Genomic DNA, 14,316 nt, shown 5'->3' on the forward strand with positions numbered 1-14,316 from the left:
GCCGTACGGATTCCCCCAATCGCCGCCGAAGTGGTCGCCATCCGGCCCGGCACCTCTCTCACCGGTTCCGTGACAGTCGACGGGTCCAAGAACGCGGCCCTGCCACTTCTGGCCGCCGCCGCGGCCATGTACCGCCCAGTGCACCTGGGCAACGTCCCGGCGAACACCGACGTCGAAACGATGCTCATCCTGCTCCAACAGTCCGGCTGGCCCACGGCCCGCCCCGTCACCGATCCGCACACCGCGGTCATCCTGCCCAGCGACAGGCCGCAAGCGGGGCCCGACCCCGAGACCGCCGCACGCATCCGAGCCTCGTACTACCTCGTACCAGCGTTGCTCGGTGCCTACGGTCGGGCCCGACTTCCCTGGCCAGGCGGGTGCCGGATCGGGGAACGCGGCATGGAACAGCACTTCACGGTCTACGAGCACTTCGGCGACCGTACGACCGTCGACGACCGGGGCTATCTCGTGGAAGCAGCCGCCGCACGGACCGGAACGGTCTCGATCATGCTGCCCTTCCGCTCCCGAGGCGCGACTATCGCCGCCGTCCTGCGCGCCGTCGTGGGCGGACGGCCACTGCGGCTGGGAGGGCTCAACCTCTCGCCGGAAGTCCTCAGCGTCGTAGAGGCGATACGGCTGGCTGGATGGCAGTGCCGGGCTGGCGAGTCTCTTCTTTCGCTCGCGCCGCCCCCATCCGCTCCCACGGAGACCATCGCCTGGAAGGTGCCCGGCGACAAGATCGAGGCAGGCACGCTGGCCTGTGCCGTCGCAGTGACGGGCGGCGAGGCACGTATCTGCGGAGTACGCGGCGATGACGTCGTTCCCCTGGTCAGCGCTCTACGACAGCTCGGTGTGCCCGCGAGCACCGAGGACGACGTACTGACCATCCATGCCCAAGACACCCACCCCACCAGCCGGCCGCTACGAGCCGTCGCCTCCCTCGCCCCCGGCGGCCTGGACGCCGACTTCGAACCACCCCTGATGGCCTTGGCTCTCACCCGCCCCGGCACCCATCTCTTCTCCGACACCATCAACCCCGGCCGCCATGGCAACCTCCTGCCCCAATTCGCCCGCCTCGGTGCCGAGATCCACGACCTGTCGCCCACCAAGTGCCGTCTCACCGGTCCGCAGCAGTTGACCGGCACCGGAGTGGAGGCAACCGACATCCGCACGGGCTCGGCCCTGCTCATCGCCGGCCTCACCGCACGCGGTGTCACCACGCTGGGCGGCCTCGACCAACTCCGCCGCGGACACGCCGACTTGCCAACCAGACTGCACGCCCTCGGCGCCGACATCTGCGAGGTCACCCCATGAGCCGACGCTTACAGAAGATCATCGCTACGACCGACGTCCACTCGGCCTTCGACACGGCCACACCGATGCTCACCCACCTCCACACCGCCCGGGCCGAGAGCCTGATCGTGGACTGCGGCGACTTCTTCGAAGGAAGCGGCTACTACCGCTTCGGCAAGGGCCAGATCGAGCGCGAGATCCTCACCAGCCTGTACGACCTGCTCGCGCCGGGAAATCACGGCTGGTCGCACTACTTCGAACCAGGGCTGCACGAGATGACCGTGTGCGCCAACGCCTCCGACGCCAACGGCAAATCCCTCTTCGACCGAGTACGCATCAAGCGGATCGGCGGTCAACGGGTCGCCATCACCGCGGTGATGGGCTCCCAGGCGTTCAACACGATCCCCACCCGCGACCGCACGGGGCACCACGTCACCAACCCGGCCCACGCTCTGCGCGAGGTGATGCTGGAGAACCACCACCGAACCGATGCCTGGATCGTGTTGTCCCACTCCGGCTTCGAGGAGGACCTGAAGCTGGCCGCCGCCTGCCCGTTCGCGCACGTCATCTTCGCCGGCCACTGCCACAGCGACATCTACGGCCCTGTGCGCATCGGCAACACCTTGGTCGTCAAGGGACGCGAACTCGGCGTCGGCTACGCCACCGCAGAACCGGGCGGCAGCGGCTGGGCCGCCCGCACATGCACCTTTCCCAATGCCACCGCAGTTCCCCAAGACCTCGCCACGGTGCGGGAGAAGATCTCCCTCTTCAGCCGGAAGCTGGCGAGTCCGCTCGGAACCGTGAACGAGCCCTACCGCAAGGGGGAGTTGGACCGCAGCCGTCTGCTGCGAGAGATCGCCGGTCGACTCCACTCCGGCCTCCGCGCAGACGCGGTGATCCTCAACGAGACCGCACTCCGTTCCGTACCGCTCGGCGAAGTGCTCACCCTCGGCGACCTGTTGGCCATCGAGCCCTTCGACAACCAACTCGTCCACGCCGTCCTTCCTGACGAGCACGCCCAGGACCACGACAAGCTGCTCACGCAACTCGCTGAATGTGTGGGCCCGTTGGTCATCGCTCCCACGCCTCTTCCGTCGGCGATGAGCAGCGTGCTGACGACGGGCTACCTCGCCGACAGCCATCTGGGCGGCCGAACACATCAAGCTGGGCTCCGGCTCAGCCAAGCAGTACGCCGCGTCCTGGCCACCACCTTGCCCGGCGGCGCCACGGAGGGAGGCGAGCAGTGATCCTCACCGGCCCCGAGATCACCGCCGCTGCCCGCGACGGTCGCCTGACCATCGACCCCTTCGAGCTGGAGCAGGTCAACCCCAACAGCTACAACGTCCGCCTCGGCCCCACTCTGCTGACCTACGCCGACACCGTGATCGACTCCTACCGCCCCAACCTCACGCGTGAGATGAAAATCGGGACGGACGGACACGTGCTCCAACCCGGCGAGTTGTACCTCGGGCACACCCTCGAACGGGTCGGCTCCAACTCCTTCGTACCGCTGCTGTTCGGCCGCTCCTCGGTCGGCAGGCTCGGCCTCTTCGTCGAAATCACCGCCCCCATCGGCGACATCGGCTTCCACGGCCAGTGGACGCTGATGCTCTCGCCGGTCCGTCCGCTACGGGTGTACGCCGGCATGAAGATCGCGCAGATCATGTTCTTCGTCTCCACCGGTGAAATCGACCCCTACCAAGGCAAGTACCAGGCTGCCGCAGGCCCGCAGCCGTCGAAGTACTGGCGGGATGTCGCCCGGTTCAAGGCGGTCGCCTTGTGATCCTCACAGGCCCCGCGATCAGTGTTGCCCTCCAGACCGGCGAGATCACGATCGACCCCTACGACCCCGCCCGCCTCTCCCCGAATGCCTACGACTGGCGGCTCGGCGACACGCTCCGCGTCTGCACCGGTGACCTGGACGCCGCCGCCCCCACCGCGTTCATCGAACAGGTCATCCCCGCAACGGGCTTGGTGCTGAAGCCGGAGGTGCTCTACCTCGGTGTCACGCTGGAGAAGACCGGTTCGGAGACGTACGCGCAGATGCTCAACGGCAATCGGACCATCGGCACCCTCGGCATCTGGGTCCATGTCTCCGCCCCGCTCGGCCACCAAGGCCACGCCATTCGCTGGACGTTGGAGATCCGCGCCGCCAAGCCCGTCCGGGTCTATCCGGGGATGACCTTCGGCAAGCTCGTCTTCCTCACCGCCTTCGGCACGCCGACCAGCTACCAGCAGCAGCTTTCCAAGTACGCGGATACGGACGGCATCGACATCTCCCGCCTTTACGAGGAGATCCCCGGAGGAGTCCTGTGAGTCCCCGCCCAGCCGCCGGGCCACTGGCCGCCACCCTGCTGGATCTGCCCGCCGGAAGCCCGGGCGGCAGCGTCGAACTCTTCCTCGACCTCTACACGGGCGAGCGCCCCCTCATCCCCGCACGGGCGTTCATGCTCGGCCCGTCCAACCCGAGGCGTCTTCTCCCCGCTGGGCTCGACCTGCTGCCCGTGGCCGGCAAGTGCCTGGAAGGCGCGGCCTTCGGCAGCTACGTCACAGCCCTACGCAGGGCCCTCACAGCCGCGATCGACCCAAACCAGATCGGCGTCCTGCATCTCCAGCACCTGGCATTCGGCGCCACCCCAGCCCTGATCCGAGCCCTGCCCCTGCATCCCCGCATCGCCCTGGTCCACGGCACCGACCTGATCTTCGCCGAGACCCACCGCGATCAACTCCGAGTCCTGCGCGAGACCGCCAGAGCCGCCGACGCCATCGTCGTACCGACAGAGGCAATGGCCGACCGCTTGCTCAAGCTCGCCCCGCAGACCGACCGTCGGAAGATCACCCACATCCCCTGGGGCATCCCCGACCACCTGCTCACCGCTCCGCCGCCCCGACCAACCCACGCCTCCACCAGCCACCTACGACTGCTGTACGCAGGACGGCTGACCGCTGAGAAGGGCGTGGCGGCCCTGATCAGGAGCTTGGCCCCTGTGCCAGGTGTCGAGCTGAGCATCGCCGCGCCCCGGGCCCAATTCCGCGCCCTGGCCCCGCTGTTGAAACGGGCCGGCGTGAGGGCCCACTACCTCGGGTGGCTACCCCGTCAACAACTGTGGAAGGCGTTCGCCGAGCACGACGTACTGGTCATGCCGTCCACCACCTTGGAGGCCATGGGCTTGGTCGCGCTGGAGGCCCAAGCCTGTGGACTGCCCGTCCTCTACCAACCCGTACCGGGCCTCAGCGAGGCCCTCGCCGCGACCGGCGTAGCCACCGACTTCACCAACTCGGCCGCCCTCGCCCGCGATCTGGATCGGCTGCGAACCTCTCCCGGCTTGCTCTCCGCGCTGCGGCAGGCGGGCTACGCGAACGCCACCCGTTACCCGCTCTCGGCTACAGCGCAAGCCCTCATCGACCTCGGCCACCAACTCTCCTGAGCAGGTTCAGAAACGGGACCGTTCGGCACAGGAGGTAACCGGCCTGCCACGAGGGCAGCTCAGCACGCCGTTCCTCCACTCATCCCATCCGCGTCACTACGCTGACCGATGGGATGCGCACTGCGAACAGGGAGACCATGACGTACCGCACCGACCGCATCGAACAGCTCCTGAGTGAAGGCGTCCGCGACAAGGTCTACCCCGGCGCTGTATGGGCGGTCGGAGACGCCGCCGGAACTCATGGTCACGGCACCACAGGGGTCCTGGACCCCGAGCAACCGGACGTGCCGATGCGGCCCGACACCGTCTTCGACGCCGCCAGCCTCACCAAGATCCTCGCTGTGTGGTCCTCCATCGGCTCCCTCTGGGAGGAAGGCAAGCTCGACCTCGACTCCCCTCTGGGCACCTTCTGGCCCGAGGTCGAAGGCCACGCGCTCGGATCGGTAACCGCCCGCCAGTTGCTGACCCACACGGCCGGCGTCCCCCTGCGGGCCCAACTCAAGAACCTCTACGGCACCGACCCGCAGGACATCCGCGACGGCGTACTGAGAGAAGCACTGCACCGCCAGCCCGGAGAAGCCGTCGAATACACCGACCGGGCCGCCCTCATCCTCGGCTACCTCGCCGAACACCTCTCGGGCCAGCGCCTCGACCAACTCGCCACGGAGCGAATCTGGCAGCCGCTCGGTATGAACACCACCCAGTTCGGGCCGCTCCCATCCGAGATCGCCGCACGATGTGCACCGACCGAACTCGACCAGGACAGCAGCACTCACCTCAAAGGCGTCGCCCACGACTTCTCTGCACGACTCCTGGGCGGCGTGTGCGGCATCGCCGGTGCCTTCACCATCCTCGACGATCTCGCCGCATTCCTGCGGTACATGCTGGGCGGCACCTCTGCATCTGAGCAGGCCGACTTCGGGACGACCTGGGCGACTGAGTCGCTGACGATCCAGACCGGTGAACTGGAGCCCGTACGCGGCCTGTTCTGGCACCCAGCTCCCGGAACCAAACCGACCCAGGATGTCTGGGTGCACTACGGCTTCACCGGAACCGGCATGTGGATCTCACCTGACCAGGGGCGCTGGGCCGTACTGCTGACCAACAAGCTCTACTACACCCGCGACCGCCAGCCCCTCACTGAGATTCGCAACGCCTTCCGCGAGCTTGCCTTCGACTGAGACAGAGGACCGACTCACGCCGTCAGCTCGAAGGCGACTCCAACTGCAAGTAGTCACACGGAGGTTGAGGTCGCGAGGATGAAGGGATCAGGCAGCAGTTCTGAGGTGGACCGCGCCTCGCAACTGGCTGCGAGCGACGAAGGGACACTAGCCGTGGCTCAGCGGACCAGCGACGACCAGCCTAAACGCCTACCGCCCGCCCTCGAATCCATGACCCTGCTGGTTGCCGCCGTCATCGTCCACGACAAGACCACCAACCGGGTTCTGCTCCTCCAGCGCAGCGAGAACGCCAAGTTCGCCCAGGGCATGTGGGACCTCCCCGTCGGCAAGAGCGAACCCGGCGAGCCCATCACGGCAACCGCTGTACGCGAGTTGTACGAGGAGACCGGCCTGACGGTGAAACCGGACTTCCTGAAGGTCGCTCACATCATCCACGGCGCTTGGGGCGTCGAAGCCCCCAACGGCTTCTTCACCGTCGTCTTCGCCGCCCACGAATGGACCGGCGAACCCGAAAACCGCGAGCCTCGCAAGCACGCCCAAGTCCGATGGATCGACGCAGATGCCATCCCTGAGGACTTCGTCGACACCACTGCCAGCGCCTTGCACTGCTATCTCGCTGGCGGGCCGGAAGTCTCCCTAGATGGCTGGCGATGAGGACGCCCATGGCCCAGTGTGCCAAGGTCGCGAATAGTTAGATTGCAGCAAGGTCTACGCCTACGTGCTGGTCGATATCGTGAACGTCTGGACCGCGGCGCACCTCCGGCCTGCTCTGCAAGGCAAGCTAGTTCAGACGCCACCCGATTGTGCAGCAGTCCTGGCGGGCCGATCCCCAGCGTGGACTGTGAACTCGCTGGCCCAGTCGGCGAGCGTTCCCCGCCGGTCCACGAGTGTGTTGTCGAGGTCGAAGAGAACCAGAGGGCGCCGCACATCTCGCACCATAATGCTGCAGCGCGTTAGTTTGTCGAGGTCATGTCCCCTGTAGTGGCGTAATCGCGTTTTCTACGGCTGACTCGGCCGATCATGTGGCTTCTGTGGAGTCCTGCTTCGAACCCGAAAATGTGTGGCAGCGCGCCCTTGTGCAGCCCCGTGCAGCTGGGAGGCCCGGCTCCCGAAAGAGCACGTCACCGCTACTGATCCAGTCGAGGACGAGGACACGCCCACCCCGATGGTGGAATATGGGTCGTCCGGGACTCGGCGGGGGGAAGACGCGCGTGCACGCTCAGGAGACCACGTTCAACGAACTCGTCCAGGGTGAGAAGCAGTACCAAGTGCCGCTCTATCAGCGCACTTACAGCTGGCAGCGGGATGAGCTGCGGCAACTCTGGGACGATGTGCAGGAGTTGGTCGAGGAGCAGTTGGAAGGACGGCCCCCTGCAGCGCACTTCCTCGGCTCCGTGGTGCTGGCCCCCGGCCGGATCACCGCTGGCGGCATGCAGCGCTGGCTCGTCGTCGATGGCCAACAGCGGCTCACCACCCTCATGCTCGCCTTTACCGCGCTGCGCGACCGCCACCGGGAACGCGGCGCGCAGCAGAAGGCTGAGCGCATCCACGACCTCGTGCTCGTCAACAAGTACCGCAGCGGTGACGATCACTACCGCCTCCTACCGACGCAAGCCGACCGCGACGCTTTCACCGCCTGCGTCGAGAGCTCTCCCAGAGCCGGTGGCCCTGGCAATGTGGGCGCCGCCTACCGGTACTTCCTGGGCGCCCTCGCCGAGGGTGAGGAAAACGGCGGTGAGGTGTGGACGGACGCGGTGGAGACCGTGCTGAGCGTTCTGCTGTCGATCGTGGAGATCACCGCGTCGGAGGGCGACAACGTCTACCGGATCTTCGAGTCGATCAACAACACCGGGGTAGGGCTCAGCCAGAGCGACCTGCTGCGCAACTACCTCTTCATGTGCCTGCCGACCCGGGGCGAGTCCGTCTACCAGAATCTTTGGCTGCCCATGCAGGAACGGCTGGGCCCCGCCAACCTCGAACTCCTCGTCTGGCTCGACCTGGTGGTGGCCGGCAACAGCCGGGCGAAGCAGAGCGAGATCTACCGGGACCAGAAGAAACGCCTTGAGCCTCTGAGCTCCGACGAAGCGGCCCTGGAGGGCGAGATCGCCTCCTTGGCCCGCCGGGCGGAACGTCTGATGCGGATCCTGGAACCAGAGAGGGAGCCCGACCCGGAGCTGCGCGAAGTGCTGGAGAGGCTCTCCCGGTGGGGCGGCCAGACCCACTACCCGCTGGCACTTCACCTGCTCGACCGCGTGGACGACGGGCAGGCCACACCTCACCAGGCCGCCCGGGCACTGGCGTACGCCGAGAGCTACATGGTGCGGCGCCTGTTCACCGGACACTCCACCACGGGCAGTAACCGGGTGTTCATGGAGATGGCCAAGGAGATGGAGAAGGACGACGATCCGGCCGATGCCGTAAGCCGCTTCCTGTCGAAGAGCAAGACGGGGGCCCGCGTCTGGCCCGACGACGACGCCGTCCGCGAGGCGATCCGCACCCGCCCCTTCTACAAGGCGGGCCGCAGCAACCAGCGGTTCCAGGTGCTGCGCAGACTGGAGGAGAGCTACGGAGCCAGCGAACCGGTCGACTACGCCAAGGCGCACCTGACCGTCGAGCACGTGCTGCCTCAGAGCCCCGCGCACCAGTGGCTGGACCTGCTCGCCGAGGAGACCGAGGACGGACAGGGCGCCGAGGAACTCCACGCCTTACTGGTCCACACGCTGGGCAACCTGACTCTCTCGGCTGACAACGCGAAGCTCTCGAACCATCCGTTCCGCCGCAAGCAGGAGATCCTGGACTTCAGCTCCCTGCGGATGAACCAGGAGATCGCAGGGCGGGAGCGTTGGGGGAAAGCAGAGATCCTCGACCGCGCCGCCGCCCTCGCCGACCGGGTGGTACGGCTGTGGCCCGGCCCCGTCGCGGGCACGGTCCCAGTGGACGACGAGTGGTCAGGCTGGAAGGAGCTGCGGGCCGCGCTTCTCGCCATGCCGGCCGGGACGTGGACGACGTACGGCGATGTCGCAGCGCTCATCGGCACCCACGCCGTCCCGGTCGGCCAGCATCTGGCGTCCAAGGTGGGCCTGCACGGCGCCTACCGGGTGCTGACGGCGGACGGCCGCGTCTCGGCGGGCTTCCGGTGGCCGGACGGCCAGGACCTCGGTGATGTGCGAACCCGTCTGGAGGCCGAGGGAGTTTCCTTCGACGACGCGGGCCGGGCCCGCCGATCCCACCGGCTGACCACCTCCGACCTGGCGGCCCTGCTGGGCAAGGATGGCGCCGAGGATGCCGAGCCGTCGCCGCAGGCCGATGGCGATGAGCAGCAGTCGGCGGCCGGCCGGTTCGAAACTCAACTGCGCGACAACCAGACCGGTGAGACCGTCGACGGCGTCCTGGGTGCCCTTAGTTTCTGGGAGCAGCAGGGAGGTCACCTCGCCTACGGCCGGGCAAGTGAGACCAGTTGCTTCCCCACGGTGCGTTTTGGCAGTGCCCCCGCTCCCCGAGAGCTGTGGCCCCTGGCTCTGTACCCGGTCTCCGGCACGGTCGAGGTCGTCTTCCAGTATCTGAAGCGGCGTCCCCCGTTCGACGACGAGCCGCTGCGGCGCGAGTTGATGACCCGCCTGAACAGGATCGAGGGCATCGACCTGGCCGAGGCGAAACTGGACCTGCGCCCCTCCTTCGCGGTGGAGGTCTTCGCCGCGCACAGCGAGGAGATCTGCGCGGTGCTGGAGTGGTTCGCGCATGCGGCGGCCGTCGCGGAGGCCCGCCGCATGGCGGACGGGGACCCTGGCACTCTCTGACACCCTCTGCGAACGCTCCAGTGGTGCGTGGGGCGCCCACGGGCTCTGCGGTCCCACGCACGTGACGCTCGGCCCCCGCAGGAATGGCTTGCGAGGGCCCATGGACGCTATGAGCGCGGGTTGGTCACCGGTGCCAGGAATGGGCTCGGCGCCCCGTGCCAGGACACCCACAGTGCCTCGCGCGCCCGCGTGCACGCCACGAACAGCAGGCTCAACTCGCTGTTCAGGTCTTCCTGATGCTGCGGGGCGTCGACCTCGACGGCAGTGACGGCTGACTTCATCGGTACGGTGCCGTCATTCACGCCGGCGACGGCAACGCAGCGGAACTCCAGCCCCTTCATCCGGTGCATGGTGCCGATCCGGACACCGGCACCACCGCGCCCGGCCCCGAGCACGCACGCGGAGAGGCCGGCCCGCTCCAGAGCCTGGGCGATGTCCCGCCCCAGCTGGACGAAGCGCACCGCCACCCCGATGTCCTCCGCCTGCACCCCTGCGCCGGTCCAGTCCCGCACACGGGCCACCAGAGCCTCGATTTCCTCAGGCTTCGTGGCATACCCGGCCGTCTTGGGCCGCTCTCCGTGCATCGTAGAGCGGTATCCCGCCAGCGTCTCGTTTCCGCCGTCCATGTCGTCCGGCTCTTCACCGGTCAGCAGTGAGGCCGACCAGGCCAGGATCTCCTGCGTGGTGCGGTAGTTGATCCGCAGTCGGTGCGAGCGGCCGACGACCTGGACGCCGAGCGAGCGCAGCGACACCCGATTCCCGTAGATCCTCTGGTAGGTGTCCCCGGCGAGGAACAGATCGTCCTGGCCGGGGGCGACCAGGGCCCGCAGGAACCGCCACTGCGCGGGGTGCAGGTCTTGCGCCTCGTCGATCACGACATGCTGGTACGGCTGCTTCTCCCGGCCGTCCAGGATCTGTGCCGCCTCCGCGCACACCTGAAGGAACGTCCACTCGCCGGCCTGGCGCAGTTGCTCCTCGAACGCGGAGACGGCCCGCCACACCTGAAGGCGTTTCAGCGGTGGGAGCGCGGTGCCACGGCCGGTGCGCGGCGCCTTGAGGTACTCCTCCGGGGCCGTCAGCGCCTGCGCCAGGACGATCTGACGCCACTCCTGGTCGAGGAAGACGTCCGTGAAGTCGACCCCCAGCCGCCGGGCGATGCGCGCCCAGCGGGCGGTGATCTCCTTCTGGTCGAAGACCAGCTTCAGCGGGGCGCCGCCGTGTTCCGCCCGCACGATCTCGTTGGCCAGGGCATCGACGTTGACCACCCGGATCCTGGCTCGGACGTTCTCCTCCTCGACCAGCAGCGTCAGACAGCGCTCCAGCTCGGCCGCGAGATCCTTGGTGAAGGTGGTGAGCAGAACGCTTCCGTCGGGGGCGTTCTCGGGCAGTTGCCGGGCCAGGTGGTACGCCCGGTGCAGGGCGACCACCGTCTTCCCCGTGCCGGGCCCGCCGGTGACCCGGGCTGGCCCGGCGTAGCCCTCGTGGTACGCCACCCGGTACTGGCTCGGGTGCAGGAAGACCCGCCAGGCATCGAACGGCCGCTCCAGGATTCCTTGCAGCTCGACGGGGCCCGACACGAGCGCGACCCGGCCGCGGGAACGGGCCATCGCGGTTCCCAGCTCATCACCGTTCTCGGCTTCGGGAGTCCGCGTGGCGGTCCGGGCATACGCCTGCACCAGTTCCCGGTCGACCGCCTCGGGCTTCATACCGCTCGCGAGCCCCAGCAGCACGTCGTACTGATGCTCCGGCATCACCTTGTGCAGTGCTTCCAGATGGTCCTCGTCCGGGATCAGCCGGATGATCGGCAGGATCTCCTCGTCCACGCCGAGGCTGCGCAGCACCTTGTCCGGGTAGTCGGAGGCGGGGAACAGGCGGGTCGGTTCTTCGGCGGCGAGCGCACGCAACCCCGCAGTGGCGCGTTCCAGGGCCACGTCGTTGCGTATCTCGATGCCCTGCGTCGCCACGTTCACCGACGCCCGGTGCTTGGCGGCCCAGTCGTTGGCCTTGTCATGAGGGAGCACCTTGAGCAGCAGGTAGCTGTCGCCCGACTCGCCCTTGAGGACGACGCCGCGCCAGAAGCCAGTGATGCGGATGGTCCGCAGCCGAGGGTCCTTCTGGTGCGTCAGCTTCTCCAGGTGCAGCCCGGTGTGAGTGGCCGCCGTGAACTTCTCGAACACCTCGAAGACCCGCTTCTGAACGGGTTTCTCCAACGCCGCGAACTCCAGCAGGAAGTCCCGGTGCATCCCCAGCGTTGCCATCCGTGCCCCCTCCAGAAGACTACGATCACCTTACTGACCGCCTTCGATGCGCGAGGCCGGTTCGTACGCGTAAGGGCACAAGGCGGATGGCTTCGGTCCGCCTACGGCGGTGGTCAGTTGACGCGGCGGTTGCCGGGCGGAACCTCGCTCCGGTGCATCCCCACGACGACGGAGCCCGGTCCGCCGGCGGACAGGCTCTCGCGTATCAGGTCGATGACGTAGTCCCAGCCGGTGCCACGCGTGCCGATCCATCCGTCCCTGAGCAGCGTGGTGAAGGTGGTGTTGTTCAGGTACCGGGGAACCGACTCCTCGACGATGCGCGTCCCGCCGGACGGCCCGTCGGCCTCGGGACGTTGAAGCAGTTCCTGGAAGTGCTCCCGCGTCAGATACATGCCGGGGATGAGGGCGGCGGAGTTCATCATGAAGGGAGCGGTTCGGCACAGTTTGACCATGCTGGGCGTGGGGACCAGGCGTGGATCCCCCAGCGTTGTCGGCCCCTCCTGGCTGGTCCGAGCCCACTCGTCCTCGGCCTTGCACTGGTCGTCGACGGTCTCCATCCGCTTCAACTCCCGCTCGCCGGTGGCGTCGTGCCAGTACACCCAGCCGGGCCCGCTCTGACGCATCCGCTTGTACTGGACCATGGCCACGCTTCGGGCGTGCTCGTTCACGTAGATCATGTCGACGCCCATGACGGTCTCGGCGTTCGTGCGGTTGGCGTTGTACACGAACAGCCGATGGTGGGAATCGGAGCTGCGGCGGTAGATCCGCCAGCCGACCTGCACGGCGTCTTCGCCCTCCATGCCAGGGAAGCGCAGGTAGTCGTGGACGATCTGCTGGTCCTCGATCTGCCGGAGGTCCGGCATGCCTTCGATGAAGGGGACGGATCGGGAGCGAGGATCGTCCCCGCTGAGCGGCTGCTGCCACGCTTCGAGTGGATCGCGGTCCGCGCCGAACGTCTCCATGACGGTGCCCATCGCGTCCTTCTCAAAGCTTCGCTGTTCTCCCTCCCGACCTGTCGGAGGGTTGGCCCCCAGGCTGTTCTCCAGGCCATCCAACGTCCCGTTCAGTTCCGGCCGCAGATGCCGGATGGCGGCGAGCAGGTTGTCGCCGGCCGCGGGAGACAAACGACCGTCGTCCTTGAGGAATCGGCGGCTGGCCCCCATCGCGCCCTCAAGATCGACGAGCGGCAGCGGGACTCGGAGTGCGGTGAAGTCGCGGGCGAGCAGGGCGCGTTCGTAGGTACCCGACCGCCTGCCCGGGAAGACACCGCCCACCCCGATGATTCTGCGCTGCTCATAGCGGGCGTGACGGTCCGTGAAAAAGGCGAGGCACCAGACGCGCGGCTTTCTCCAGTCTTTGTATGGATACGCGAAGGTCCGCTCACCGCGGGTCAGCCATGCCGGAGGCTTTTCGGGGAGCCGCTCCGTCATCAGCGCGGTGCTGTGCACCAGAGCGACAGCGACCATTTGTGACCTCCTGCATCATGTGAAACCGGAGGCTCAATTGTTGGCCAGGTTCCGACCGTCAGGGCTAAGTGGCCGTCAACCGGCCATGCAAATGGCGATGATTCGACGGTGACGGCACTTCATCAGGCGCCTGGCCACCGCGCGAGAACCCCTCGGCGCTGCAACTCCCTTATGTGTTCCGCCATCCGTCCCGGCATGGGACCGCCGTTCAGCAGGACGCCCGCCTCGATGTTGCGCTCGGCGCCGGCCGCCGTGAGGTTGGCGCTGGAAAGAAAGAGGATGCGGTCATCAGCCACCGCCAGTTTCGCGTGCAACCGGCTTCCGGGAGTGGAGCGTTGACCCGTCGGCCAGTGCCAGAGCCGCAGGCCCGGTACGCGGGAGAAGGCATCGGCCGGCTCACGCCCGGAGAGTAGCCCGCCCGCGCCTTCCAGCGTCTCCACGACGATGTCCACTGTGACGCCCCGGGCCACGGCCTCGGACAGCGCTGCGGTCAGCGGTGCGTACGAGCGGGCCGAGTAGGTCACGGCGACGAGCCGGTGCTCTGCGGCGCCGACCACCTCCGTCAGCACCTGGGCGGTGGCGCGGCTGGGTGTCCCAGGCGTGGAAGGGCCACTCCACACAGCACGGGCCTCGGTGTCCTCGCGCTGCCGAGTCCAGGCCGCCGCGTAACCCCGCAGATAAGCCGCCGTCTCCGCAGAGGGAACGCCGTCCTCCGTCATTGATGCCAACAACGCCGATACGGCTTCCAGCGCGGCCGGCGTCTGAAGCCTGCCGAGGATGTACGCAGGGGAGCGGCCCTGGGAGAGGAGCGTGGCCAGCGCCTTAGTCCGTGTGGGCCCGAGCGAGGCGGCGGCCATCGCTGCCGCCGCCTCGAAACGTCTGCGGCTCACCTG

Annotated in this window: 11 protein-coding genes; 8 read left to right on the top strand and 3 right to left on the bottom strand. The window is 67.7% G+C overall.

Translation table 11 applies throughout. The features are described 5' to 3' along the window. Positions 1 to 30: 30 nt before the first annotated feature. The 8 genes from ACIQOU_RS28920 to ACIQOU_RS28955 all read left to right on the top strand — a co-directional run bounded on the left by ACIQOU_RS28920 (position 31) and on the right by ACIQOU_RS28955 (position 9,699). The gene (locus ACIQOU_RS28920) at positions 31 to 1,314 is read left to right on the top strand and encodes a UDP-N-acetylglucosamine 1-carboxyvinyltransferase (protein ID WP_401541307.1); all 1,284 of its coding nucleotides are present in this window, start codon (positions 31 to 33) and stop codon (positions 1,312 to 1,314) included. Then, entirely contained in the window at positions 1,311 to 2,540 is a 1,230-nt protein-coding gene (locus ACIQOU_RS28925; RefSeq protein WP_401541021.1) for a bifunctional metallophosphatase/5'-nucleotidase, read from the top strand. Before ACIQOU_RS28920 ends, ACIQOU_RS28925 begins: the two co-directional genes overlap by 4 nt. After that, a complete protein-coding gene (gene dcd / locus ACIQOU_RS28930) occupies positions 2,537 to 3,076 on the top strand; it encodes a dCTP deaminase (RefSeq protein WP_401541023.1) in 540 nt (179 codons plus the stop codon). The genes ACIQOU_RS28925 and dcd overlap by 4 nt, the downstream gene beginning before the upstream one ends. After that, the gene (locus tag ACIQOU_RS28935) at positions 3,073 to 3,609 is read left to right on the top strand and encodes a dCTP deaminase domain-containing protein (RefSeq protein ID WP_401541025.1); all 537 of its coding nucleotides are present in this window, start codon (positions 3,073 to 3,075) and stop codon (positions 3,607 to 3,609) included. The genes dcd and ACIQOU_RS28935 overlap by 4 nt, the downstream gene beginning before the upstream one ends. Next, a complete protein-coding gene (locus ACIQOU_RS28940) occupies positions 3,606 to 4,721 on the top strand; it encodes a glycosyltransferase family 4 protein (RefSeq protein WP_401541028.1) in 1,116 nt (371 codons plus the stop codon). The genes ACIQOU_RS28935 and ACIQOU_RS28940 overlap by 4 nt, the downstream gene beginning before the upstream one ends. 137 nt (positions 4,722 to 4,858) lie before the next feature. Next, entirely contained in the window at positions 4,859 to 5,902 is a 1,044-nt protein-coding gene (locus ACIQOU_RS28945; RefSeq protein ID WP_401541309.1) for a serine hydrolase domain-containing protein, read from the top strand. A 153-nt stretch (positions 5,903 to 6,055) separates the two neighbouring features. After that, positions 6,056 to 6,556, top strand: coding sequence for an NUDIX domain-containing protein (locus ACIQOU_RS28950; protein WP_384292677.1), 501 nt, complete (start codon positions 6,056 to 6,058; stop codon positions 6,554 to 6,556). A 557-nt stretch (positions 6,557 to 7,113) separates the two neighbouring features. Then, a complete protein-coding gene (locus tag ACIQOU_RS28955) occupies positions 7,114 to 9,699 on the top strand; it encodes a DUF262 domain-containing protein (RefSeq protein WP_401541031.1) in 2,586 nt (861 codons plus the stop codon). A 107-nt stretch (positions 9,700 to 9,806) separates the two neighbouring features. Here the strand turns inward: ACIQOU_RS28955 and ACIQOU_RS28960 are convergent, their stop codons facing one another. The 3 genes from ACIQOU_RS28960 to drmC all read right to left on the bottom strand — a co-directional run bounded on the left by ACIQOU_RS28960 (position 9,807) and on the right by drmC (position 14,313). Then, complete coding sequence (locus ACIQOU_RS28960) at positions 9,807 to 11,957, bottom strand: UvrD-helicase domain-containing protein (RefSeq protein ID WP_401541034.1); 2,151 nt, start codon at positions 11,955 to 11,957, stop codon at positions 9,807 to 9,809. Between the two features lie 113 nt (positions 11,958 to 12,070). Then, positions 12,071 to 13,423 (bottom strand): hypothetical protein, encoded by a 1,353-nt coding sequence (locus ACIQOU_RS28965; protein WP_363098070.1) that lies wholly within the window; start codon positions 13,421 to 13,423, stop codon positions 12,071 to 12,073. A gap of 122 nt (positions 13,424 to 13,545) precedes the next feature. After that, positions 13,546 to 14,313 carry a DISARM system phospholipase D-like protein DrmC gene (drmC, locus tag ACIQOU_RS28970; RefSeq protein ID WP_401541037.1) on the bottom strand — a complete coding sequence of 256 codons (768 nt, stop codon included), beginning with the start codon at positions 14,311 to 14,313 and terminating at the stop codon, positions 13,546 to 13,548. Positions 14,314 to 14,316 lie beyond the last annotated feature (3 nt).

Source organism: Streptomyces sp. NPDC091279, assembly GCF_044757465.1.
Taxonomy (GTDB): Bacteria; Actinomycetota; Actinomycetes; order Streptomycetales; family Streptomycetaceae; genus Streptomyces.